This is a genomic window from Sphingopyxis sp. LC81, assembly GCF_000756375.1.
Classification (GTDB): Bacteria; Pseudomonadota; Alphaproteobacteria; order Sphingomonadales; family Sphingomonadaceae; genus Sphingopyxis.
This window is the reverse complement of sequence record NZ_JNFD01000002.1, coordinates 65,316-89,780: the sequence shown is the minus strand read 5'-3', so window position 1 is coordinate 89,780 and position 24,465 is coordinate 65,316. Positions and strand designations below refer to the sequence as shown.

24 protein-coding genes and 1 pseudogene are annotated in these 24,465 nt (G+C 65.3%); 7 read left to right on the top strand and 18 right to left on the bottom strand.

The window, feature by feature from the left end:
* Positions 1-42 precede the first annotated feature (42 nt).
* The 10 genes from FG91_RS02270 to FG91_RS02225 form a co-directional block, all read right to left on the bottom strand.
* Entirely contained in the window at positions 43-603 is a 561-nt protein-coding gene (locus tag FG91_RS02270; RefSeq protein ID WP_037511378.1) for a peroxiredoxin, read from the bottom strand.
* Positions 604-745: 142 nt separating this feature from the next.
* Positions 746-1,498 (bottom strand): alpha/beta fold hydrolase, encoded by a 753-nt coding sequence (locus FG91_RS02265; protein ID WP_037511376.1) that lies wholly within the window; start codon positions 1,496-1,498, stop codon positions 746-748.
* Between the two features lie 4 nt (positions 1,499-1,502).
* Positions 1,503-2,591 (bottom strand): Kelch repeat-containing protein, encoded by a 1,089-nt coding sequence (locus tag FG91_RS20795; protein WP_161785613.1) that lies wholly within the window; start codon positions 2,589-2,591, stop codon positions 1,503-1,505.
* An 84-nt stretch (positions 2,592-2,675) separates the two neighbouring features.
* The gene (mltG, locus tag FG91_RS02255; protein ID WP_037511374.1) at positions 2,676-3,608 is read right to left on the bottom strand and encodes an endolytic transglycosylase MltG; all 933 of its coding nucleotides are present in this window, start codon (positions 3,606-3,608) and stop codon (positions 2,676-2,678) included.
* 4 nt (positions 3,609-3,612) lie between these two features.
* Positions 3,613-4,872, bottom strand: coding sequence for a beta-ketoacyl-ACP synthase II (gene fabF, locus FG91_RS02250; RefSeq protein ID WP_037511371.1), 1,260 nt, complete (start codon positions 4,870-4,872; stop codon positions 3,613-3,615).
* A 169-nt stretch (positions 4,873-5,041) separates the two neighbouring features.
* Positions 5,042-5,278, bottom strand: a complete 237-nt coding sequence (locus tag FG91_RS02245; protein ID WP_003039428.1) for an acyl carrier protein — start codon at positions 5,276-5,278, stop codon at positions 5,042-5,044.
* A gap of 46 nt (positions 5,279-5,324) precedes the next feature.
* Entirely contained in the window at positions 5,325-6,524 is a 1,200-nt protein-coding gene (locus FG91_RS02240; protein ID WP_052187228.1) for a serine hydrolase domain-containing protein, read from the bottom strand.
* Between the two features lie 31 nt (positions 6,525-6,555).
* Positions 6,556-8,310: a tetratricopeptide repeat protein gene (locus FG91_RS02235; RefSeq protein ID WP_037511367.1), complete on the bottom strand. Its 1,755-nt coding sequence runs from the start codon at positions 8,308-8,310 to the stop codon at positions 6,556-6,558.
* Between the two features lie 331 nt (positions 8,311-8,641).
* A complete protein-coding gene (locus FG91_RS02230) occupies positions 8,642-9,313 on the bottom strand; it encodes a hypothetical protein (protein ID WP_052187227.1) in 672 nt (223 codons plus the stop codon).
* A 161-nt stretch (positions 9,314-9,474) separates the two neighbouring features.
* Positions 9,475-9,993, bottom strand: coding sequence for a DUF3617 domain-containing protein (locus tag FG91_RS02225; RefSeq protein WP_037511364.1), 519 nt, complete (start codon positions 9,991-9,993; stop codon positions 9,475-9,477).
* An 88-nt stretch (positions 9,994-10,081) separates the two neighbouring features.
* On the opposite strand from FG91_RS02225, the gene uvrB reads away from it, so the two are divergent.
* Together uvrB and FG91_RS02215 are read left to right on the top strand one after the other, a co-directional pair.
* Positions 10,082-12,268, top strand: coding sequence for an excinuclease ABC subunit UvrB (gene uvrB / locus FG91_RS02220; protein ID WP_037511362.1), 2,187 nt, complete (start codon positions 10,082-10,084; stop codon positions 12,266-12,268).
* A gap of 98 nt (positions 12,269-12,366) precedes the next feature.
* Positions 12,367-13,875: a S10 family peptidase gene (locus FG91_RS02215; RefSeq protein WP_037511359.1), complete on the top strand. Its 1,509-nt coding sequence runs from the start codon at positions 12,367-12,369 to the stop codon at positions 13,873-13,875.
* Positions 13,876-13,943: 68 nt separating this feature from the next.
* Here FG91_RS02215 and FG91_RS02210 read toward each other — a convergent pair whose 3' ends face one another.
* Positions 13,944-14,384 carry a hypothetical protein gene (locus FG91_RS02210; protein WP_235211906.1) on the bottom strand — a complete coding sequence of 147 codons (441 nt, stop codon included), beginning with the start codon at positions 14,382-14,384 and terminating at the stop codon, positions 13,944-13,946.
* Positions 14,385-14,514: 130 nt separating this feature from the next.
* Here FG91_RS02210 and FG91_RS02205 point away from each other — a divergent pair, with 130 nt between their 5' ends.
* The gene (locus FG91_RS02205) at positions 14,515-15,210 is read left to right on the top strand and encodes an NRDE family protein (protein ID WP_037511356.1); all 696 of its coding nucleotides are present in this window, start codon (positions 14,515-14,517) and stop codon (positions 15,208-15,210) included.
* Between the two features lie 10 nt (positions 15,211-15,220).
* On the opposite strand, the gene infC is transcribed toward FG91_RS02205, so the two are convergent.
* Both infC and FG91_RS02195 read right to left on the bottom strand, forming a co-directional pair.
* Positions 15,221-15,757, bottom strand: coding sequence for a translation initiation factor IF-3 (infC, locus tag FG91_RS02200; RefSeq protein WP_037511353.1), 537 nt, complete (start codon positions 15,755-15,757; stop codon positions 15,221-15,223).
* 172 nt (positions 15,758-15,929) lie between these two features.
* Positions 15,930-17,066, bottom strand: a complete 1,137-nt coding sequence (locus tag FG91_RS02195; protein WP_152567978.1) for a penicillin-binding protein activator — start codon at positions 17,064-17,066, stop codon at positions 15,930-15,932.
* Positions 17,067-17,127: 61 nt separating this feature from the next.
* Between FG91_RS02195 and rsmI the strand changes: the two genes are divergently transcribed.
* The 4 genes and pseudogenes from rsmI to FG91_RS02175 all read left to right on the top strand — a co-directional run bounded on the left by rsmI (position 17,128) and on the right by FG91_RS02175 (position 19,924).
* On the top strand, positions 17,128-17,988 hold the full coding sequence (gene rsmI, locus FG91_RS02190) for a 16S rRNA (cytidine(1402)-2'-O)-methyltransferase (protein ID WP_037511350.1): 861 nt from the start codon (positions 17,128-17,130) through the stop codon (positions 17,986-17,988).
* Positions 17,985-18,335 (top strand): YraN family protein, encoded by a 351-nt coding sequence (locus tag FG91_RS02185; protein ID WP_037511347.1) that lies wholly within the window; start codon positions 17,985-17,987, stop codon positions 18,333-18,335. The genes rsmI and FG91_RS02185 overlap by 4 nt, the downstream gene beginning before the upstream one ends.
* Positions 18,336-18,345: 10 nt before the next feature.
* Positions 18,346-19,290: pseudogene (gshB, locus tag FG91_RS02180) on the top strand (glutathione synthase); the annotation flags it as partial.
* A 28-nt stretch (positions 19,291-19,318) separates the two neighbouring features.
* Entirely contained in the window at positions 19,319-19,924 is a 606-nt protein-coding gene (locus FG91_RS02175) for a DedA family protein (RefSeq protein WP_037511344.1), read from the top strand.
* On the opposite strand, the gene FG91_RS02170 is transcribed toward FG91_RS02175, so the two are convergent.
* The 5 genes from FG91_RS02170 to FG91_RS02150 form a co-directional block, all read right to left on the bottom strand.
* Positions 19,921-20,799 carry a tyrosine recombinase XerC gene (locus FG91_RS02170; protein WP_037511340.1) on the bottom strand — a complete coding sequence of 293 codons (879 nt, stop codon included), beginning with the start codon at positions 20,797-20,799 and terminating at the stop codon, positions 19,921-19,923. The two genes, FG91_RS02175 and FG91_RS02170, sit on opposite strands and share 4 nt — an antisense overlap.
* Before the next feature lie 121 nt (positions 20,800-20,920).
* Positions 20,921-22,066, bottom strand: a complete 1,146-nt coding sequence (gene hemW, locus FG91_RS02165) for a radical SAM family heme chaperone HemW (RefSeq protein ID WP_037511337.1) — start codon at positions 22,064-22,066, stop codon at positions 20,921-20,923.
* Between the two features lie 108 nt (positions 22,067-22,174).
* Positions 22,175-22,798 (bottom strand): RdgB/HAM1 family non-canonical purine NTP pyrophosphatase, encoded by a 624-nt coding sequence (rdgB, locus tag FG91_RS02160; RefSeq protein ID WP_037511334.1) that lies wholly within the window; start codon positions 22,796-22,798, stop codon positions 22,175-22,177.
* Position 22,799: 1 nt separating this feature from the next.
* A complete protein-coding gene (gene rph / locus FG91_RS02155; protein ID WP_037511331.1) occupies positions 22,800-23,516 on the bottom strand; it encodes a ribonuclease PH in 717 nt (238 codons plus the stop codon).
* A 48-nt stretch (positions 23,517-23,564) separates the two neighbouring features.
* Complete coding sequence (locus FG91_RS02150) at positions 23,565-24,365, bottom strand: dienelactone hydrolase family protein (RefSeq protein WP_037511329.1); 801 nt, start codon at positions 24,363-24,365, stop codon at positions 23,565-23,567.
* Positions 24,366-24,465 lie beyond the last annotated feature (100 nt).

Sequence of the window (24,465 nt, the reverse complement as noted above, 5' to 3'; positions counted from 1 at the left end):
GCGGCCCGGACGGGAGGGGGGGATGCCGGGCCGCTTATCGGTTTAAGCCGCCTGCGACAGCTTGCCCTGGTACGGGTTCGCCTTCACCCACTCGAGCGCCTTTTCGGGGGTCGATTCGACATAGGGATCGCTGTCGGTGCCGACGTCGTTGATGCCGGGTTCGACGAACATCTGAACCACGACGCCGTCATCGACGATCGCGGTGTAGCGCCAGCTGCGCATGCCGAAGCCGAGGTGATCCTTGTTGATCAGCATGCCCATGCGGCGCGTGAAGGCGCCCGAGCCATCGGGAACCATCTTCACATTTTCAACGCCGAGGTTCTTGCCCCAGTTGTACATGACGAAGGCATCGTTGACGCTGATGCAATGAATGTCGGCGACGCCTTCGGCGGCGAAGTCGCCGTGGAGGCGTTCGAAGCCCGGGCACTGTTCGTTCGAGCAGGTCGGGGTGTAGGCGCCGGGCAGGCCGAACAGGATGTGGCGGCCTTCGCCGAACAGCTCGCCGGTGTCGACATCCTGCCAGCGGAACGGATTCGGGCCGTCGACGGCTTCGTCGCGGACGCGGGTCTTGAGCGTCACGGCGGGAACGGGCTGATTGATCATGGGAGAGCCTTTCTCTTGTTGGTTTCGTGCGCCTAAGCGCATGAAAGGCTGCTGCGGTCCAATCGATAAATTGGCAAAGGTTGATCGGATTTATCGATTAACTCGGATTGCGGAAATTCGAACGCCGAATGCGGGCGCGGGGCTATAGGCTGGTCCAGAATCGGCGCAGCGCAGCGGCGACCTCGGCGGGCCGTTCGGCGATCGCCCAATGCCCTGCCCCCTCGATCACCGTCAGCGGCGTGCCGGTGTTCGCGGCGAAACGCTGCGCCACCGACAGCTCGACATAGGGATCGCCCTCGCCCCAGATCAGCGCGCCGTTCGCGGGCAGCTTGCCGATATCGCGTGCCCAGTCATGTTCGAAACTGAGCCCCTTGGCCGACCGGTAAAGTTTCAGGATCGCGCTGCGCTTGTCCTTGTTCGCCCATTGCGCCGCCTCTTCGCGCGCGATGTCGGCGGGCATGCCCTGCGCCGCCAGCCCTTCGGCGAGCTTGGCGGGCTTGCTGAGCGCCATGAAGATTTCGCCGAGCAGCGGCGTGTTCCAGATGCGCGCGATCCGGTGGCCGCGATAGTCGGGGTCGATCACCGCGTTCGAAACCACCCAGCTGCGGATCAGGTCGGGGCGGAGCATCGCGACGCGCTGCGCGATGAGCGCGCCCCAGTCGTGGCCGACGATGTCGATCGGGCCGTGCGCGGCGAACAGCGCCTCGGCCTCTCCCACCGCCCAGTCGGCATAGGCTTCCTTCGTTGCCGGAAAGCCGGCGGGGAGCGGAGCCGTGAAGCCCGGCAGTGCGGGAACCGCGACCGGCGTGTTGCCGAGGTCGAGCGCGGCGAGCAGCGGACGCCAAATGGCGGGGCTATCGGGGACGCCGTGGAGGAAGAGTTTGGCGGTGATCATAATGTCAGCCCTTCGGCAAATGGATGATCCAGCTTTGATCGGTCGGCTCGATCCGCCCCTCGCGATACCCGCCCGCGAGCAACGCGGTATCCGCATCGGCGCGGACGAGCGTCATATAGTTCCATTGCCCGCCCAGATCATAATCGAGCCGCGCGCCGGTGCCGCTGGCAACGTCAAATATTTCGGGAGCGGTATCGCCGGCGGCGACCAGCACGCGATTGCCGGGCAGCAGCAACAGGCCGTCGGCGATCTTGAACCGGGGGACGGCGAGATTTCCAGCCGGAACGAAGCGCCCTGCCGCGATGTCGAAGCGCTCGACCGAACGCAGCTTGCCATCATAGTCGCGCGCATCCGATCCACCGACGACAAGCACATCGCCGTTCGCGAGACGCAGCGCGCCATGCTTGTAACGCCCTTGTTCCAGGGATGCTGCGGGGCTGAAACGTCCGGCGGCGGGATCGAAAATCTCCGCGCTCGCCAGCGCGCGCCGCGGAGCGCGATCGGGTCGCCCGCCCCCCACCACCAGTACGCGCCCGTCGGCGAGCAGGGTCGCGGTCGCGCCGCTTCGTGCGACCCCGAGCGGCCCAATGGTCGTCAAACGGCCAGAAGCGGGATCGAAGATTTCGGCGTCGGAGCGCACGTCGATTCCGTCATAACCACCCGCAATCAGGATGCGGCCATCAGCGAGACGGGCAATCGCGGGTGCGTTTCGCGGCCCGGCCATCATGGGCCCCGCCAGCGATTTTCCTGTCGCGGGATCAAAGATTTCGGTCGTCGCCGACGCCCGCCCATCGACCCAGCCACCAAGGACGAGCACGCGTCCGTCGGGCAGCGCGGCCGCCGATGGCTGAATGCGCCGAACAAGCAGGCTGCCGCTGCCAACCAATTCCATGTTGCTGGCGTCCACGATGTCGACGGTCGCGCTGGCAGGACCGGCTTCGCAGCCCGACCGGACACATCCGCCAATCGCGAGCAGGCGCCCTTTCCCCGTGGCGACGAGTTGGTGCGTGGCGCGCGGGGCACCGAGACGGGGACCGGTCTCGATCCGAACCTCGCTATCGGCCTGTTCGGCGGCGCTTCCTCCTCCCGTCATGCAGGCGCTCATAGCCAGCAAGAGAAGTGCATATCCCGGCAGGTTCCGCATCGCCTTTTCCCTCCCCGCCGGCGGCTGTGCCGGCTACTCTATCTCCCCGCGGTCGCGGCGCAGCTGATACCATTTCTGCACATTGGCATTATGCTCCGCGAGCGTGCGCGCGAAGATGTGGCCGCCGTCGCCCTTCGCGACGAAGAAGAGATAGTCGTTCGCTTCGGGATCGAGCACCGCGGCGATCGACGCCTTGCCGGGGTTGGCGATCGGGCCCTGCGGCAGACCGATCATGCTGTAGGTGTTATACCCGTTCACCGCCTGGATTTCGGATCGCAATATGCGGCGGCCGAGCGGCTTGCCCTTGGTGATCGGATAGATGATCGTGGGATCGGCCTGCAGCCGCATGCCGACGCCGAGGCGGTTGGTATAGACCCCCGCGACGGTCCGGCGCTCGGCGGCAACGCCGGTTTCCTTTTCGACGATCGACGCCAGCGCCATCGCCTGATTGCGGTCCTTGACCGCAGCGCGCGGCGTGCGCTTGGTCCAAAGCTCGTTGAACGCCTTGTCCATCGCCGCCTGCATGCGCTTGACCACTGCCGCGCGGCTTTCGCCGGTGGTGAAGGCGTAGCTGTCGGGCAGGATGCTGCCCTCGGCCGGCACCGGAATTTCGCCCTTCAGGCGTTTTTCGGCCATCAGCCGTTCCCACACCATGATCGAGGGCATGCCCTCGGGGATCATGACCATGCGCTGGATCGTCTTGCCCGACTGGAAGAGTTCGAGGATGTCGCCCGCGTCCATCCCCTTCTCGATCTTGTATTCGCCGGGCTTGATCGGATCGTCCGAGCCGAAGAAGCGCGCCTCGTTGCGAAAGCTCGACGCCGAGACCAAGCCCGCGCTTTCGAGAATTTCGCCTGCCTTCGCGATGCTCGCGCCCGGCGGGACGACGATTTCGGCATCCTTCGGCGCGCCGCCCGAGCAGGCCGCGAGGGCAAGCGCCATCAGGGCCGCGAGCAGCCACCGCATGGGGTTAATCGATCGCCTTGACGATGACGCTGGCGTTGGTGCCGCCGAAGCCGAAGCTGTTGTTGAGCGCGGCCTTCACTTCGCGCTTCTTCGCGGTGTGCGGGACGAGGTCGACGCCGTCGGTGCCCTCGTCGGGATTGTCGAGGTTGAGCGTCGGCGGGACGATCTGGTCGCGGATCGCGAGGATGCAGAAGATCGTCTCGACCGCGCCGGCGCCGCCGAGCAAGTGGCCGATCGCCGATTTGGTCGAGCTCATCGACACATTGGCGATTTCATTGCCGAACAGGCGCTTGACTGCGCCGAGTTCGATCGTGTCGGCCATCGTCGAGGTGCCGTGCGCGTTGATATAGTCGATGTCGGCGACGGTCATGCCCGCCTTTTTCAGCGCCATTTCCATCGAACGATACGCGCCCGAACCGTCGGGATGCGGCGCGGTCACATGATAGGCATCGCCCGACAGGCCGTAGCCGACGACCTCGGCGTAAATCTTCGCGCCACGCGCCTTGGCATGCTCATATTCCTCGAGCACGACGACACCCGCGCCCTCGCCCATCACAAAGCCGTCGCGGTCCTTGTCATAGGGACGGCTCGCCGCTTCGGGGCGGTCGTTATAGCTCATGTTGAGCGCGCGCGCCTGCGCGAAGCCCGCGATCCCGATCGGGCAGATCGTCGCCTCGGCACCGCCCGCGAGCATGATGTCGGCGTCGTCGTCGCGGATCATCCGCGCGGCGTCGCCGATCGAGTGCGCCCCGGTCGAGCAGGCGGTGACGACGGCATGGTTGGGGCCTTGCAGGCCATATTTGATGCTGACCTGACCCGAGATCAGGTTGATCAGGCGGCCGTGGACGAAGTGTGGTGAAACGCGGCCCGGCCCCTTCTCGGCGAGCAGCAGGCTTTCGCTTTCGATGCCGGGGAGACCGCCGATGCCCGACCCGATCGAGCAGCCGGCGCGCAGCTTCATTTCCTCGGACATATCCTCGAGGCCCGCGTCCTCGATCGCCTGGCCGGCGGCGTCGATTCCATAGATGATGAAAGGATCGACCTGACGCTGCACCTTATGATCGACGCGCTTGCCGGGGTCGAAACCATATTCATGGTCGGGGCCCTTCACCTCGCACGCGATCGTGCATTTCTGGTCCGACGCATCGAAATGGGTGATCGTCCCGGCGCCCGATTTTCCCGCGAGCAGATTGGCCCATGTGGTTTCCACATCGGCGCCCAGCGGCGTCACCAAACCCAAACCCGTCACCACAACCCGGCGCATAGTCATTCCTTTCATCGGCCCCTGCCCCCGCAGGGCGCCGCGTCATTCAAGAAAACGCATATCCATAAAAAAAGCTTCCCGGCCTCTGCGCGCGAACGCTCGGGACCGGGAAGCCGGAAACGCGTGGGCGGCGTCGCCGCCGCGTCCGGCCAGGCCGGACCGCAGGGGCTTAGCCCTTGTTCGCTTCGATATAGTCGATCGCATCCTTGACGGTGGCGATCTTTTCCGCCGCATCGTCGGGGATTTCGACGCCGAATTCTTCTTCGAACGCCATCACCAGCTCGACGATGTCGAGGCTGTCGGCGCCCAGATCGTCGATGAAGCTCGCTTCTTCGGTGACCTTGTCGGCTTCGACGCCCAGATGTTCGACGACGATCTTCTTAACCTTTTCGGCCGAATCGCTCATGCACAGTTCCTTTTTTCTGACTATGTCGTGAATGTTGAAAATTGCCCTAGTGCCCGTGGGCGGGGCTGGCAAGAGGGCTGGCATCGGCCGTGTGGCGAAGCGCCGCGTCGACCAAGACTTCCTCCGCAGCGCTGTAAGCCGACCGTGTCCCTTTCTGCCCCTCCGGCACCTGCGTGACGAAATAGGCAATGCCATCGCCGCCTTCAAGGTCGAACCAGAGCCCCGAGCGCAATCCATAGGCATCGCCCGAATGACCGAGGCGCAGGCGGCCGTCGCCGAACAGGTCGTCGCGGCATGCGGGGTCGCGCAGCGCCGGCCCGCCGGTGCTGTGCATAGCTATGCCATATTCGCAGAAAAAGCCGCCCGTCCCCTCACCGCTCGTCGGGCGGACGCGCGCCATCGCTTCGAGCCGGGCGAGGCTTGCGGGTTTCAGAAAGTCTTCGCCGCGGCGCAGCAGCATGATGCCGATGCGCGCGAGGCCGTTTGCCGAGATGCGAACACCGCCCTGCGGGCTGAACCCGGCGCCGTGGCGGGCGAGGCGATAAGTGCCAAGGTCGCAGCCGCCGTTCGCTGCCGGGACGACCGGACAGGCGGGCCGCGCGCCCTTCATGTCGTCGCGCACGGCATTGCCCTCGGCATCGTGCAGCACGACGGCCCGCGCGACCGCCGCGTCGCTGCACGTCGGCCAGTTGAAACAGGCATCGAGACCGAGCGGGCGAAAAACGAGCCGCGTCATCGCCTGGTCGAACCGCTCGCCGGTTGCGCCCTCGATCGCGGCGGCAACGACGGGGTAGTTGAAATTGGCATAAACGAAGTCGCCGCCGGGCGGACGCGCCTTGTCCCAGGCGGCCGGGTCGGCGAGCGCGGTTTCGAGATCGGCATCCAGCGGCAGAGCATAATCGGTATCGTCGTTGAGCCCGGACCGATGCCCCAGCAACTGCGCCAGGCTGATCGGCCGGTCAGGGTAAGCCGGGTGGCGCAGCCGCCAGCCGAGATAATCCGACACATCGCGATCGAGATCGAGACGCCCCGTCTCGACGAGCCGTAGCACGCCGAGCGCGACAATCAGCTTCGATACCGACGCGACGCGCACCGGATCGTCAGGCGTGATCGCGCGGCCGCTCGCCCGGTCGGCCTGCCCTTGAGCGACGCGCGTCTCGACCTGTCCTTCGCGGTCGAAACGCACCGCCACGGCGGCGGGAGCGGGCGATGCGACCGAGGTCAGCAGGGCTAGAAGCGAGAGCATAGCGCCACTCTGCGCAGCACTCGGCCTAGCGTCAAGGCGCAGCTTTAACCGGGACGACACCCGAATCGCGGAGCGCGGCCGAGGCGCGCTGGATCACCACCGGGGTGATGATGAACCGGCCCAGCACCCGTTCGGGCGTCGCATCGGCGGGCTGGCGCGTGTAGGCAAGCAGCCGCTGCCATTGCGCGCGCGCCGCCGCCACCTGCCCCTGCCGCGCCTGCACGATCGCGCGCACCATCATATATTGCGGCTCCATATTGCTCGGCGACGGCATGTGATCGAGGATCCGCCGCGCCTCATCTTGGTCACCGCGCTCCGACAGCGTGAAAGCGAGCGTGACCGCCGGAACCCCGGGGTAGGAGGAATCGAGCTGGAGCGACCGCCGGAGCAACAGCTCTCCCTCGGGTCCCATCCCGCACGTCAGCTTGAAGAGGCCAAGAAAGCCCGCCATGTCGGCATCATAGGGATTGAGCGCGATCGCGGCGTCGCCCATCGCATTGCCGCCGGCGCAATTGCCCGTATAGAAATTGGCGCGCGCCATCGCGAACAGGCCCGCGGCAGAATTGGGGCTGCTTTCATACGAGCGCTGCGCCAACGCCCGCGCTTCGGCAAATGCCTCGCGCCCCGCCGGCGTCATCCGCTGCGGCTGCCAGTCGCCATAGCGTACGAGCGACAGTGCGGTGAGCGTGACGGGATCGCGCGGGTTGGCCTTGAGCGTCGCGCGCAGACAGGCGTCGACCTGTTTCACGTTCGTGGTGTTGCGCATCTGGCGCACCCGGTTGAACTGCGCGAGGCACGGGAAACCGGGCGAAAAATTGTCGGGCTGGCGCTGGACCTGGTCGCGCACGATCACGCCATAATCCCCGGCAAGCTGCGCGATCAGAGGCTCGATGGCGGTAAATTCGGGCGTTTCATCCTGTGTCAGGCGCAATTGTTGCGACCAGATGGCGCGCTGGTCCGCGACGCGGTTGAGAACGAGCGTGACGTCGGTGTTGCCCTCGACCGTGCGGACGAGCGATGTGTCGAGCCGATAGTCGCTTTTGCCGGCGGTGGTACTGCCGGGCGTCTTCGAACTCAAAAGGTCGACGAGATCGAAGCGCCGCAGCCCGTCGCGCAGCTTGCCGTCGAGGGCGCGGGCGAGCGCGCGCGATTCGGGCGAATTGCCCGCGGCCGGCGCGCTGACTTCGAGCAAGGGGACCGGCACCGGATCGCCGGCGAACAGCTGGGCGGATCCGCCGCGGAGCGCCCACAGCGTGAAGAGGGCGAGCGCGAGGAGGATGAGAACGACGATCCAGCGGCCAAAGTGGGCGCCGCGATCGGGCGCGCGCCGGACGCCGCCGGGTCCCGCCGGGCGCCGCGCGGCGTCTGCGGTCTTGACGTCATCATCGCCTGCCGGGTCGTCGGCCGACCGCGCCGAGGGAGGCGCCGCGCGATACTGGACGACGACTTCATAGCTGCCCTGCGGCACGCGCAGCCGGTGCACCCACGGCGTGTCGGCATAATAGCGGTCGAGAAGGCTGCGCAGACGCCCCACCATGACGCGCGGATAGCTGTCGACGGCGGGATCGAAATCTTCGCTGCGGCCGAGCGCCTCGGTCGCGATGGCATAGGCCTTGGGCGAGCTGCGCCCGCCACGAAGACGATGTTCGACAAGGAATTGGAGCAGCCGCGACAGCACCGGCGAGCGCGTGAACATCGGGGAATCGAGCAGCCTCTCGAGTTCTCCCGCGATGATCCGATCGACCTCGGCGGGGTCCTGTGTCTCGTTCGTTTTCGCCTGGTCCATGCTACCCTCAAATACCCCTGGCGGGCGGTGCGGGTGATACGCCAATCAACAAGCGCGGCCACCCATTGTTACTTCGACGTAACGGTAACAAGGCGGCCGCACGCCATATCAGAAGAAAAGCCCCTCGCCAATCGGCGAGGAAAAACGCGAAAACGGGTTAAGGATTGGTTATCAAATGGCAACATAGCGGCATGTGACCCCTTGTAACTGCCACAGTTTCGAAACTGTGGCATCCTTTGGGCATCGCGGCATTCCTACGATGACGCGGTGTTGAGGCCAAAAGGCGAAAGGTGCGAGCTGGTCCCTGGCACCCTTCGATCCCCCTCAGGCCTCATTTCAAGACTTCGCCGGGCGGCCCGACAGCCCCACCTGTTCTGTCGCCCGGCAAGTCGACATCCCTCGCTCTCCCCTCAACATGCCGCACTGGCCACAGGCGCAGCGCAAGCGCCCCGACCATAACGCTGCCAAAGACGACGCCGACCAGCTGCTTGCCCGGATCGGCGCCAAAGGCGCGCCCAGCGTAGCTCGCGGTAAAAATGAACCAGATATAATAGATGCCGAACCGGTGCAGGCGTCCCCACCATTGGCCCAGCCGTCGCTGCCACCCGTCGGTAGAGGTCAGCGCCATCAGATAGAGGATGACATAGGCGAGCCCGCCGCCGATGAGCGACTGCCAGGTCCGCCCCGGCGCATAGACGATGACGTTAATGCCCAGCGCGACGAGGTGGATCGTGTGGGCGAGCGCGAAGCCCAGCCCCCATTGCCGCCGTCGGCGAAGCAGCGCGCGCGTTGTCGCGCCCGGCCAGCGGCGCACCAGCGTCGATGCGAGAAACGCGACAAGGAAGAGCGGCAGGCCGGCGCGGGCCGTCCATCGCGCGGCAAGTCCCGCGCGCTCGGCGGCATCGCCGCCCGCGAGCAATCCCGCCGCGACCGCGAGCAGCCCGGCCGCGAGGCCGAGCCAGAGCGGGGTCCCGCGGCGGTCGAGCCAGCCGGCCAAATTCACGTGGCTTCGATGCGCAAGGCGCGCACGCACGCACATGTCGGCTCGTCGGCGCCCAACGTCACATAACCAGACATATTAGCGACCCCCATATTTCCTCTGCATATACGAAAAGGGCGCCGGTTTCCACCGACGCCCCCTCATTTTCATCAAAAATGTGTGACTTAGGTCGTGGCCGGTGCCTTGCATGGGCCGGTGTGGGTGCTGGTCATCTGCATGACCATTTCCATGTCGCCGCCGGTCGGAACCTTGCCCTTCGTCGTGATGGTGACGTCGGTCTTCTTGGCTTCCATCGTGCCGGCCATCGCCATGTCGACCGTCTGGCCGTTCGCCGTGCACGTGCCCGCGACGTCGATCTTGCCGCCCGCGACGTCCTTCTTCGACCATTTGCACTCGCCGCCGTTGCCCGGACCCTTGGCGAGTTCGGCCGCGACATCTTCCTTGTCGACCTGCTCCTGCGTGAAGCACTGGTCCATGCCGCTGGCGCCTTCCATCATCTTCGTCATCTGGTCCTTCGCTTCCGCCGGCATGCCGGGGACCTCGAATTTCACCAGCTTGACGTCGGTTTTCCAATTACCGGCTTCGCGCTTCACCGGACCGCTGGTCGCAGCGGTCTCGCTCTTGCCGCAACCCGACACCGCGATGAGGGCGCCGATCGCGGCGACCGTCAGAAATTTCTTCATACCCTGTCTCCTGTGACTGTCCGTTTGGGGGTTCTGTTTTGATTCATTGCGATTGTGGACCCGCCCCATCGATACCATATTGGCGGCAATGGCAATTCAGATTCGTACATCGCTCGATGAAATCGACACGGCGGAGGGCTATGTCCCGCATCGCCCGGCGCGCCCCGACAAGGTCGAAGGCGGCAAACGATTTGAACTGGTTAGCGACTATGAGCCCGCGGGTGACCAGCCGACCGCGATCAAGGAGCTCGTGTCGACCGCGCTCGACGGCGAGCGCGACCAGGTGCTGCTCGGGGTCACCGGATCGGGCAAGACCTTCACGATGGCGAAAGTCATCGACGAATTGCAGCGCCCCGCGCTGATCCTCGCGCCGAACAAGATCCTCGCGGCGCAGCTCTATGGCGAGTTCAAGAGCTTCTTCCCGAACAATGCGGTCGAATATTTCGTCAGCTATTACGACTATTATCAGCCCGAGGCCTATGTGCCGCGGTCGGACACCTACATCGAGAAGGAGTCGAGCGTAAACGAAGCGATCGACCGCATGCGCCATTCGGCAACGCGCGCGCTGCTCGAACGCGACGATGTGATCATCGTCGCGTCGGTGTCGTGCCTTTACGGCATCGGCTCGGTCGAAACTTATTCGGCGATGATCTTCGACCTCAAGAAGGGGCAGGTCGCCGATAATCGCGAGATTATCCGCAAGCTCGTCGCGCTCCAGTACAAGCGCAACGACCAGGCGTTCGCGCGCGGCAATTTCCGCGTGCGCGGCGATAGCCTCGAAATTTTCCCTTCGCACTATGAGGATATGGCTTGGCGCGTCAGCTTCTTCGGCGACGAGATCGAGGAGATCACCGAGTTCGACCCGCTGACGGGCAAGAAGATCGCGACCCTCAACTATGTCCGCGTCTTTGCGAACTCGCACTATGTGACCCCCGGCCCCACGCTCAAGCAGGCGAGCGAGGCGATCCGCCACGAACTGACCGAGCGGCTTAAGGAGCTCGAGACCGAAGGGCGCCTGCTCGAGGCGCAGCGGCTCGAGCAGCGCACCAATTTCGACCTCGAGATGATCGCCGCAACGGGCAGCTGCGCGGGGATCGAGAATTACAGCCGCTTCCTCACCGGCCGTCTGCCCGGCGAACCGCCGCCGACCTTGTTCGAATATCTGCCCGACAATGCCCTGCTCTTCGTCGACGAAAGCCACCAGACGATCCCGCAGATCGGCGCGATGTCGAAGGGCGATCACCGCCGCAAAATCACCCTCGCCGAATATGGCTTCCGCCTGCCGAGCTGCATCGACAACCGGCCGCTGCGCTTCGCCGAATGGGACATGATGCGCCCGCAGACGGTCAGCGTATCGGCGACGCCGGGAACCTGGGAAATGGACCGCACGCAAGGCGTGTTTGCCGAACAGGTCATCCGCCCCACCGGGCTGATCGACCCGCCGGTCGAGATCAAGCCGGTCGAGGAACAGGTCGACGACCTGATCGTCGAGGCGAAAAAGACCGCCGCGGCGGGTTACCGCACGCTCGTCACCACGCTCACCAAGCGGATGGCCGAGGACCTCACCGAATTCCTCCACGAAGCGGGGCTCAAGGTCCGCTACATGCACTCCGACGTCGAGACATTGGAGCGCATCGAGATCATCCGTGACCTCCGGCTCGGGGTGTTCGACGTGCTCATCGGGATCAACCTGCTGCGCGAGGGGCTCGATATTCCCGAATGCGGACTCGTCGCGATCCTCGACGCCGACAAGGAGGGTTTCCTGCGCAGCGAGACCAGCCTCGTCCAGACGATCGGCCGCGCCGCGCGCAACGTCGACGGCCGCGTCATCCTCTACGCCGACCGCATCACCGGCAGCATGGAACGCGCGATGCGCGAAACCGACCGCCGCCGCGAAAAACAGGAAGCGTATAACGCCGAGCACGGCATCACCCCGACGACGATCAAGCGCAACATCGGCGACATCATTGCGCATGTCGCGTCGAAGGATCAGGTGACGATCGACATCGGCGAGGACAAGCCCGCGCACATGGTCGGACATAACCTCCGCGCCTATATCCAGGACCTCGAAAAGAAGATGCGCGACGCCGCCGCCGACCTCGAGTTCGAAGAAGCCGGGCGGCTCCGCGACGAAATCCGTAAACTGGAGGCCGACGAACTTGGCCTGCCCGTCGATCAACAAGTCGCTCCGCGCGTCGGCCGCTCGAACGAGGGCAAGCCGGGGACGCGCAAGGGGCGGTTCGGGAAGCAGAGCAAGACCAAGTGGGGGCGATAGTCTTCACTTCGACAAAACGTATACGTTTTCCGACCAGCGCTCTTGCCCCGCCTCGGGCCGCTGCTTAGGGTCCGCCCCGAAACCGGGGAGAGTCATCAATGAAAACAGGTCTGTCGCTTATCGCCCTGGCGCTTGCCGCCACCACGCCTGCCGCGCTTTACGCGCAGGACAAACCCGCTGACGAGAAGGCGAAAGCCGAAAAACCCGCCGACTATGAGCCGCAAGTCCGCACAACAAAGCTGTCGGGCACCTTCGGCGGCCAGCGGATCAATTACGCCGCGACGATCGGCGAGACGATCATCAAGAACAAGGAGGGCGTGCCCGAAGTCGCGGTCGTCACTACCTCCTATGTCAAGGAACCGCGCGACCCGAGCCGGCCGATCACCTTCCTGTTCAACGGCGGCCCCGGATCGGGCACTGTCTGGTTGATGATGGGCGCGTTCGGGCCGAAGCGCGTCGCGATCCCCGGCACCGGCGTCGACGACGGCGCGCCGCCCTATCCGATCGTCGACAATCCCGACGCGCTGCTCGACGTCACCGACGTCGTCTTCATCGATCCGCCGGGCACCGGTTTCTCGCACCTGATCGGCAAGGCCGATCCCAAGGATTATTACGGCGTCACGCAGGACGCGAAGCTCGTCGCCGAGGTGATCCGCCGCTGGCTCAACGACAATGGCCGCTGGAACAGCCCCAAATATCTGGGCGGCGAAAGCTATGGCACCACGCGCTCGGCGGCGGTCGCGAACCAGCTGATGAACGAGACGTACAACGACGTCGCGCTGAACGGCATCATCCTGATTTCGACCGTGCTCGATTTCGCGGCCGGCGCCGATACACCGGGCAACGAGCTGTCGCCGATCACCAACCTGCCGTCGATGGCGGTGACCGCGCTCTATCATGGCAAGGCGACCGCCGCGTCGCCCGAAGCCTTTGCCGAGGAAGCGCGGCAATGGGCGATCGGGCCCTATGCAACGGCCTTGCTCAAGGGGCAGAAATTGCAGGGCGAGGAACGCGCCGCGATCCGCCGCGAGCTGTCGCGCTTCACCGGGCTATCGGAAACCTATCTCGAAAGCGCCGACCTCCGCGTCACGCCGAACCGTTTCTACAAGGAACTGCTCCGCGATCGCGGCCTGACCGTCGGCCGCCTCGACAGCCGCTACACCGGCAAGGATTATGACAGCGCCGGCGAAGGCCCCGACAACGACCCGAGCTTCTATGGCATCGACGCGAGCTATACCGCCGCGATCAATAGCTGGAGCCGCGACGGGCTGGGGTTCAAGACCGACCGCGAATATCAGTCGATCGGCCGCATCGGCGGGCAATGGGACTGGCGGATCGGCGATCGCGACAGCAATAGCTATCTGAACGTCGCGCCCTATATCGGGCAGGCGCTGCGCGAGAATTCGGGGCTGAAGGTGCTCGTCGCGCAGGGCTATTATGATTTCGCGACGCCCTTTTTCGCCGCCGAATATGCGCTGTCGCGCACCGGCATCCCGCAGGATCGCATCAGCTACACCTATTATGACGCGGGTCACATGATGTATATTCGCGACGAGGACCGGCACAAATTGTCGGCCGATATCCGCGCCTTCATTAGGGGACGGTAGCCAAAACTGCCGTCTTTCCAAGCTCGTCATCCCCGCGAAGGCCGGGATGACGAGCTGGCTAAGCTAAATCAGCGCAGCACGCCCTTTGCCGCTTGTGACCGCGCATAAAGAAACAACGCGATCGCGATCACCCAGACCACTGCGGTGAAAATCATCGGAAAGGCGCCGAACATCCGCATCAGGTCGCCATAGTGCATGCCAAACTGATAGACACTGCTGAGCGCCAGCCCGATCAGCGAGACGAGGAATGCCGTCACCGCGTGGCGGCTGCGCACGAGGAGGAGCAGCGACCCGAGCAGCGCTCCCCATACCCCAAGCGCCCAGCCGATGTTCGCCCAGACGGGAAAGCTGGCGAAATAGGCCTGCTGTTCGGGTGTGAAGGCCGCGAGATATTCGGCGCTGCCCATTTTGGTCATCGTATAATCCATCGCGCCAAAGGCGTTCCAGATCAGCGATACCGCCCCGACCACCCACAGGTGCCACGGCGTTTTGCGCACTTCGGTCATCATTCGTCTCCCCCTCCAGAAAGATCGCACTGCAGTAACAATATAACACACCTGCGACACCGGCGAAACAGCTTATCCTGCGGCGCCGGCAATGGCGCTTGGCAAGCCGCCGTCAAATCGCGATAGGCACCCCATGTGCGTCGTCGCCCTTGCCTGGCAGGTCCATCCCCGTTGGCCCCTGATCCTCATCGGGAACCGTGACGAGTTCCACGCGCGCCCCGCCGCCCCGCTCGCCGAATGGGACGACGGCAGCGGGATCGTCGCGGGCCGCGACCTTCAGGCCGGCGGAACATGGCTTGGGATTCATCGCCCCAGCGGCCGCGCCGTGGTCGTCACCAATGTCCGCGGCGCCATGCCCGATCCCGCGAAGGAGTCGCGCGGCGCGCTGGTGTCGGACATGCTGCGCGGCCAAGGGCGCTTTGCCGATCCCGCGGCCGAGGATCTGCCGCGCTTCAACGCGTTCAACCTCTTCGCGGTGGGCGACGGCGCGCGGCTGCTCACCAACCGGCCGGTCCCGCTGATCATGCCGCTCGAGCCCGGGGTCCATGCGCTCGCCAACGAGCCCGTCGATGCACCCTGCCCGCGCGCCGAGCGGCTGCGCCTCGCTCTCGAAGCGACGATCGCGGCCGGCGCCGCCCCTGAAACGCTGCTCGACACGCTGACGGCCGAGGACGACCCCGCGCTGTTCCTGCGCGGCGACGTCTATGGCACGCGCGCCTCGACGCTCGTCGCGATCTCGGCGGAGGGCGACGTCAGGATGATCGAGCGCCGATACGAAAAGGGCGGCCGTCCCGCTGGAACGACCGCCCTCGAATTTCGTATCGGCTGAGCCGGCGCGCTTATTTCGGCGCGATGACCATCAGCATCTGGCGGCCTTCGGTGCGCGGATGCGCCTCGACCTTCGCGATTTCAGACGTCAGTTCGGCGACGCGCTGAAGCACGTTGAGGCCGAGCTGGGTGTGGCTCATTTCGCGGCCGCGGAAACGCATGGTCATCTTGACCTTGTCGCCTTCGCCGAGGAAATCGAAGACCTTCTTCATCTTCACGTCGAAATCATGATCGTCGATATTCGGACGCATCTTGATCTCTTTGATTTCCTGCGTCTTCTGGCTCTTGCGTGCGAGGTTCGCCTTCTTTTGCGCCTCGTACTTGAACTTGCCGACGTCGAGGAATTTGCACACCGGCGGATCGGCGTTCGGGGATACTTCAACCAGGTCCAGCCCGACGGAAGCCGCCTGCTCAATCGCTTCGGCCGTCAGCATCACGCCCAGATTTTCGCCTTCCTCGTCGATCACGCGGACTTTGGGGGAGGCGATAAATTCGTTGTAACGCGGGCCGTTTTTGGGCGGCATCGGTGCCATTGGGCGACGGGTCATGGGCGGTGGTATAGCTGTATCTCCTGGAACATTTAAAATAGGCGTGCAGCATCGACGCAAAAACACGCGTGGTGGTCATATAGTGATCAAAGCGCCGTCGTAAAGGCCGCCGCGCTCTCATTATGACGCTTTTCGGACCGACTGTGGCCGGTCTGCCACTGTCAGCGAACGACTACCATTTGGTCGGCGCGGGATCGACGACGCGGAAGCCGCCTGCGCCGATTTCGCTGACCTCGAGCGCGCGCTCGGCGATACCCCTGTTACTGAAGCGGAAGATGCCGTCGATGCCGCCGAAACCATCGGCGGCGAGCAGGCGGTTGGCGGGGAAATTGGTCCCCGGTTTCCAGTCGCGCGCGATGCGCACCGTCAGCAACACCGAGTCATAGCCCAGGCTGGCGAGCCGGTACGGCGCCTTGCCGAAACGCGTGCGATATTTGGTCGCGAGCTGGCCATAGAGGCCGTCCGAAACGCTGGCGAACCAAGACCCGCGCATCACCGCGCTGCTGCCGAGCGCGGCATCGGTATTCCAGAGTTCGGTGCCGAGAATCTGCTTGTTCCCCGTGGTCTTGATCACCGGCACCGCACGAATGGCGTTGCCGCCGCTGTCGGCGATCAGCACCGCGTCCATCGCGCCGGCATTGGCGATCCGCCGCGCCGCACCCGTCAGCGCGGTCGCGCTGCGGTCATAGCTTTCGACTGCGACGAGCGTGCCGCCCGCTTCGGCGACCGCGGCGCGGAACGCGGCCGCCGAGCGGTCGCCATAGACATTCTTGGGCACGAGCGCGCCGAACCGCTGATGCCCCTTGGCGCGCGAAAAGGCGACGACGCGCTCTACCGACTGGCCGGGGACGAAGCCCATGATGAAGACGCCATTGCCCGCAACGCTGCTGTCGTTCGAGAAACTCAGGACGGGCACCTTCGCACCGCGCGCGATCGGCGCGACCGCGGTGACATCTTCGCTGAGCAAAGGCCCGAGGATCAGCTTGTTGCCGTCGGCAACCGCCTGCCGCGCCGCCGCTGCAGCGCCCAGCGCGGTGTCATAAGTGGTGATGCGCACACGCTCGGTACGCGAATCGAGCAACGCCAGCGTCGTCGCATTGGCGATCGCGGTGCCGACATCGGCGTTCGGCCCCGTCTGCGGCACGAGCAGCGCGACGCGGTGGCGGTCGGTGTCGGTGGGAAGGCCGGGACCGACATTGTCGGTCGGGTCGGTTGGGGGCGGCGGCGTCGCCGGGCCACTGGTTTTCGGAACAACCTGACACGCGCCAAGCAGCCCCGCCATCGCCATCACACCGAGCCCGCGCAGCATTTGCCGGCGCGGCGATGCATTAACTTGGCGCTGGGCGGCAGTTTCTGCCATTTTCAGCGTCATGCCAGATTCGAACATCTCAGATTCTCCCTTGCCCGGTCTCTATATCGTCGCGACGCCTATCGGCAACCTTGGCGACATCAGCGCCCGCGCGGCGACGACGCTCGCCTCCGCCGGCGTGATCGCCGCGGAGGACACGCGTGTGACCGCGAAATTGCTGTCGCATCTGGGATTGCGTGTGCCGATGACCCCCTATCATGATCATAGCGACGAACGCACCCGCGCCGCGCTGGTTGCGCGGATGGAACAAGAAGTTGTCGTTTTGGTGTCGGACGCGGGAACCCCGCTGATTTCGGACCCCGGCTACAAGCTCGTGCGCGATGCGCGCGCGGCGGGGCGCCACGTCACCACCCTGCCCGGCCCGTGCGCGGCGATCGCCGCGATCACCCTGTCAGGCCTGCCGAGCGACCGCTTCCTCTTCGCGGGCTTCCTGCCCAACAAGGCGAAGGCGCGCGCCGACACGCTCGCCGAGTTCGCGGGACTGCGCGCGACCTTGGTCTTCTACGAAAGCGGGCCGCGGCTGTCGGCGTCGCTCGCGGCGATGGCCGAGGGGTTGGGCAATCGCGAAGCGGCGGTCGCGCGCGAGATCAGCAAGATGTTCGAGGAATGCGTCACCGGCACGCTGACCGAACTCTCCGCGCGCTATGCCGATGCCCCGCCGAAGGGCGAGATCGTCGTGATCGTCGGCCCGCCGGGCGAAGCGGTGGCCGAGGAAGCCGACGACGATACGCTCGACGCGGCGCTCCGTGAAGCGATGGCCGACAAGCCCGTCGCGCAGGCGGCGAAGGCGGTTGCCAAACGCTTCGGGCTCGACCGCCATGACGTCTATGCACGTGCGCTGACGCTGAAAGAGCAGGCTTGAACCGCGCAGCGGCCGAAGCACGCGGACGCCGGGCCGAACGCCGCGCCGCCTGGTGGCTCCGCCTCCACGGCTGGCGCATCCTCGGCGAACGGCTCCGCGTTCCCGTCGGCGAGGTCGACCTTGTCGCGCGGCGCGGACGCATGGTCGCTTTCATCGAGGTCAAATGGCGCGACCGTGCCGCCGATCTTGACCTTGCCATCGACCATTATCGCCTGCGCCGCGTCGCCGCTGCCGCCGAAATGCTGCGCCCGCGCTTCGCCGGCCCGCGCGATGACATCAGGATCGACGTGATGCTCCTTGCGCCAAGGCGCCTGCCACGCCATCTGGTCCACGTCTGGCAACCCTGAGGAAGAAATAATGACCCTGCGCGCCGCGGTACAAATGGACCCGATGGACAATATCAACATCGGGGGCGACAGCAGTTTCGCGCTGATCCTGAAGGCGCTCGAACGCGGCTATGAGCTGTACCACTATGATGTACGCGGCCTTACGTGGGAGGCCGGGCGGCTTACGACCAAGGCGCACCGCATCCTTGAAGCAAAGCGTGAAGCGGGCGCGCATTATAAATTCGGCGACGAGGTGCTGATCGACCTCGGCCGCGACGTCGACGTCGTGCTGATGCGGCAGGATCCGCCCTTCGATCTCGGTTACCTCACGGGCACATGGCTGCTCGAACGTCTTGCGGGCGAGACACTCGTCGTGAACGACCCCGTCTCGGTCCGCAACGCCCCCGAGAAGGTGTTCGTACTCGATTTTCCCGAATTCATGCCGCCGACGATGGTCACACGCAGCCTCGACGCGGTGAAGGATTTTCAAACCCGTCATGGCGCCGTCGTGATCAAGCCACTCCACGGCAACGGTGGCAAGGCGGTGTTCCGCATCGAAGCCGACGGTGCGAACCTTGGCGCGCTGGTCGAGCTGTTCGGACAGGTGTGGCCCGAACCCTTCATGGTCCAGCAATTCCTGCCGAGCGTCAGCAAGGGCGACAAGCGCATCGTGCTCGTCGACGGCGAGGTCGCGGGCGCGATCAACCGCAAGCCCGGCGAAGGCGAGTTCCGCTCGAATCTCGCGGTCGGCGGTTTTGCTGAAGCCGCCGAGCTGACCCCGCGCGAAAAGGAAATCTGTGACGTCTTGGGACCGCAGCTGCGCGAACGCGGGCTGGTTTTCGTCGGCATCGACGTGATCGGCGGCGAATGGCTCACCGAAATCAACGTCACCTCGCCCACCGGGATCGTCGCGATCGACCGGTTCAACAACAGCGATACGGCGGGAATGATCTGGGACGCGATCAAGCGGCGGATCGGCTGCGCCCCCCGCGCTTTCCCCCGCCATGACCGACTTCATTCTCAATCTGATTCAGAACTGGGGCTATGCGGGGATATTCATCCTCATGTTCCTCGAAAACGTCTTTCCGCCGATCCCGTCCGAGGTGATCATGGGACTTGGCGGCATCGCGGTCGCCAAGGGCCATTTCGATTTCTGGACGCTCGTTGCGGTCGCGGTCGCGGGCACGACCGCGGGCAACTGGATCTGGTACGGGGTCGGCCGCTGGATCGGCTATGAACGGCTCAAGCCATTTATCGACCGCCACGGCCGCTGGCTGACGCTCGACTGGGACGAGGTCGAACGGCTGCACAATTTCTTCCTGAAATATGGCCCCGCGATCATCTTCGTCGCGCGCTTCATGCCTGTTGCGCGGACAATGGTGTCGCTGCCGGCGGGCATGGTGAAGATGAACCAGGCGAAATTCTTGGCTTGGACCGCGGCCGGATCGACGATCTGGATCGCCGCGCTCGCGGGCGCGGGCAACTGGTTCGGCGGGAAGTTCGCTAACCTCGATGCCTTTGTCGGGCCGGTGGCGCTGGTCGCGATCGGTTCGCTCGTCGTCGTCTATATCTACCGCGTCATCACCTGGAAGCCGAAGCAGGCCGACTAAGCCCTGGGGTGCGCATTCCTGTAAATGTCGAGCAAATGCGCGGCGTCGACCGCGGTATAGACCTGCGTCGAAGCAAGGCTCGCATGACCGAGCAATTCCTGCAGGCTGCGCAGATCGGCGCCGCCCGCGAGCAGATGCGTCGCGAAGCTGTGGCGCAGCGCGTGCGGCGTCGTGCGTTCGGGTAAACCCAGCGCGCGCCGCGCCGACCGCACGCTCGCGCGAACCACGCCGGGCTGGAGCGGTCCGCCCCGCGCGCCGAGGAAGATCGGTGTCTCTTTGGCAATCGGATAAGGGCAAGCGTCGACATAGCGTGACACCGCGCTGGCGACCGCGGGCAAGATCGGCACGATCCGCGCCTTGCCGCGTTTGCCCGTCACGCGCAGCGTCTCGCCGAGCGGCAATATCGCTCCGGTCAGCGACAGCGCCTCGCCTATCCGCAGCCCGGCGCCATAGAGCAGCAAGAGCAGCGCAAAATCGCGCGCGCCGACCCAGCCCTCGCGGGCGTTGTTCTCGACATCCTGCGCAAGCTGTAGCGCCTCGGCGGGAGAAACCGGCCGCGGCAGGCCCTTCTTGACGCGCGGGCCGCGCATCTGCGGCACGCTCGCACCCGACCCGCCGACAAAGCGCAGAAAACCACGCAGCGCCGAAAGCTCACGCGCCGCCGACGCATTGCCCAGCCCTTCGGCGCGGCGATCGGCCAAATAGGCGCGGAGGTCGTTCGGGGTCAGCGAGGTCAGCATCGGGCGATCGACCGCACCGCCGCGGTGCGTTGACAGGAAGGCGCAGAAACGGGTCGCGGTCGCGATATAGGCGCGGCGCGTGTGCTCCGACCGGCGCTTCTCATGCGCCAGATGGGCATCCCAGTCACGGAGCATGTCTTGCGCCAACCCGTCTTCCCATTTCCGTTCGCATCGAGCGAAGTCGAGATGCCCATCGACGTGGCGCAAGGTCGAGCGGTGTCTCGACTTCGCTCGACACGAACGGGCCCAAAGCAAGCTAGTGGGTTTTGACCACCTCGGAAAGGATCGAGTCCAGCAGGAGGATGCCGTCATCGGTGACCGCCAGCCGGTCACCGCCATGCTCCACCAGCCCCTGCTCCGCCAACCGCGCCACCGCGCCGTCATCGACGAAAGCTTCGCGCGCCAGCCCGCTGCGTAACTCGATCCGCGCCAGATCGATCCCTTCGTTCAGCCGCAGCCCCATCAGCATCGCCTCTGTCGCGCGCTCGTGCGCGGGAAGATCGGTCTCGACCTTCAAGCCGTGGCCATTGCGATCGACGGCGGAAATGAAATTCTCGGGCTTCTTGTGCCGCTCGGTCGCCTGCCCCAGACGCCGCCCATGCGCGCCGGGACCAACACCGGCATAATCGGCATAGCGCCAGTATGCGAGATTGTGCCGGCTCTCCTGCCCGATGCGCGCGTGGTTCGACACTTCGTAGCGCGGCAGCCCCGCGGCGCGCGTCATCGCCTGCGTCGCGTCGAACAGGTCTGCGGCGGTGTCGCCATCCGGGATGGTGAGGTCGCCCCTCGCCGCGAGCGTCGCGAAGCGCGTGCCGGGTTCGATGGTGAGCTGGTAGAGCGAAAGATGATCGGTGCCGAAGGCAAGCGCGCCCGCAAGTTCGCTTTCCCACGCCGCCATCGATTGGCCCGGCCGCGCGTAGATCAGGTCGAAACTGACGCGCGCGAAATGCTCCTGCGCGGTCGCGATGGCGCGGCGCGCCTCATCCTCGCTGTGCGCTCGGCCAAGAAATTCAAGCACTTCGGAATCGAAGCTCTGGACGCCTATCGAAACGCGATTGACCCCTGCGGCGGCGAGGTCGGCGAAATTGGCGACCTCGACCGAATTGGGGTTCGCTTCCAAAGTGATTTCGACGTCATCCGCGAGGCCCCACGCATTGTCAGCCGCCGCGATCACCGCCGCGACGGTCGCAGGCGGCATCAGGCTGGGGGTGCCACCGCCAAAGAAAATCGACCCGACCGTGCGCCCCGGCAGCAGGGCCGCCTCATGCCGCAGATCGGCGAGCAACGCCTCGCGCCACACCGCCTGATCGACTCTCTCGCGCACATGGCTGTTGAAGTCGCAATAGGGGCATTTCGACACGCAAAACGGCCAATGGACATAAAGGGCGAGAGGTTCGGCCATGCTGGGCCCCTACTCCCTTTCGTCATTCCGGCGAAAGCCGGAATCTCTTGCGGACGTTCCCCAAGGCCGATGGCGACCCCGGATCGAGTCCGGGGTGACGAAGGAAGGTCAGAAGACTCCGGCCACCAGCTTCGCGAACGCATCGGCGCGGTGGCTGATCGCATGCTTCTCGACCGGATCGATTTCCGCATAAGTCAGCACGTTACCTGCCGGAACAAAGACCGGATCATAACCGAAACCGAGTTTCCCGCGCGGCGGCCAGGTCAGGCTGCCCTCGGCCCGGCCCTCGAACACTTCGGCATGGCCGTCGGGCCAGGCGAGCGCGAGGGTGCAAATGAAGCGCGCGCTGCGGTCGACGTCCGGGCCCTGCTCGGCCAGTAATCCTTCGACCTTGCCCATCGCCATATACCAGTCGCGGCCGGGGTTGCCCTCGAACCATTGCCGTTCGGCCCAGTCGGCCGTGTAGACGCCGGGCCGGCCACAGAGCGCCGCGACCTCTAGTCCGCTGTCGTCGGCGAGCGCGGGCAGCCCCGACGCCGACGCGCTCGCATGCGCCTTCAACAGCGCATTCTCGCGAAAACTCGTCCCCGTTTCCTCAGGCTCGGGAAGCCCGAGGTCGCCCGCCGACACCGGCTCGATCCCGAACGGTTCGAGCAGCGCACGGATTTCGCGTACCTTGCCTGCATTATGGCTGGCGATCACCAGCTTGCCGGGGACGAGCCTCCGCGTCATCTCAGCGCCCCGTGGCCTTGTCCTGCGCCGCGAAAATCTCGCCGCAACCGATGCGTGCGAGACGCAGCAGGCGGAGCAAGCCTTCCTCGTCATAGGTCGCACCTTCGGCGCTTGCCTGCACTTCGACGATCTGGCCCTTGCCGGTCAGCACGAAATTGCCATCGGCCTCGGCGACCGAATCCTCGTCATAATCGAGGTCGAGCACCGGCGTGCCCTGATAGATGCCGCACGAAATCGCGCCGACCTTGTCCTCGATCGGATCCTCGGCGATCGTCTTCGCCGCAAGCAGCTTGTCGACCGCAAGGCGCAGCGCGACCCACGCGCCCGAAATCGACGCGGTGCGCGTGCCGCCGTCGGCCTGGATCACGTCGCAGTCGATGATGATCTGGCGCTCGCCGAGCTTCTTCATATCGACGACGGCGCGCAAGCTGCGGCCGATAAGCCGCTGGATTTCCTGCGTGCGTCCCGATTGCTTGCCCTTCGCCGCTTCGCGGCTACCGCGCGTGTGCGTCGCGCGGGGCAGCATGCCATATTCGGCCGTCACCCAGCCCGCACCCTTGCCGCGCATCCAGCTCGGCACCTTTTCGTCGACGCTGGCGGTCACCAGCACCTTGGTGTTGCCGAAGCTGACGAGCACGCTGCCCTCGGCGTGGATGGTGAATTCGGTTTCGATGACGATGGGACGCATCTGGTCGGGCGCGCGGCCGGAAGGGCGCATGAAATTTCCTTTCGATTGGTGATTGCGGTGGCCCTTAGGCTGCTGCCCTCATTCGCTCAACCGCATCTTGAAGAAATCGAGGATTTCGTCGCGCGCCTGCACTGTCGGTTGGCCCGCCTCATCGATCAGATGGATCGTGACAACGCTGTGCGGGTTCTTCATCGGACTGTCGGGATTGGCGGCGCTGTCGGGCAACGCCTTGCCGATAAAGCGGTCCCCAAGCGCATCCTCATAGGCGGCAAAACGCGCCGCCTTGCAATATTTGTCGCCCTCGAAGCGGTAGGCGAGCACGGTGAGGTCCTCGGCCTCCATCCGCGCCTTCACCGCCGCCAGTTCGTCGGGAGCGATATGCATCCCCGCCGCGTCGTTCAGCGGCAGCGACGGCTGCGCGAGGACCGGGGCCAGCACCGCGGGTTCGAGCATCATCGACAGCGCGAAATTGCCGGTGAAGCACATGCCGATCGCGCCGACGCCCTTGCCGCCGCATTCCTTGTGCGCCTGCGCCGCGAGCGCGCGCAGCCATAGCGTCGCCGGTGAGCTTTCATTCGCCTGGAAAGCCCGGAACTGGCGGCTGATGCACCCGCCGATCATCGTAAACAACATGCGAGGCGCCCGCGGCACCGCCCCATCTTTCCCAAAGATATGCGGCATATAGACGGTGAAGCCGGCATCGCGGACCCAGCGCGCAAAGCGCGCGACGTGCGGGCTGATCCCTGGCATTTCGGTCATCACGATGACGGCAGGACCGCGGCCCATCGTGTAGACGCGGTGCGTGCGGCCGAGCAGCACGATGTCGCGGTGCTCGAAATCGTCGAGCGGGTCGTCCTGGGTAAGCGGGTGTGTTGTCATGACTTTCTCCCCCGGGGCGGGAGGCTATGCAGAAGGCCCGCCAATTGCACCTCCTTTTCTTGGGTGGGCCGCGAAGCACCGCGCTTGCCCCTTCCCCTCC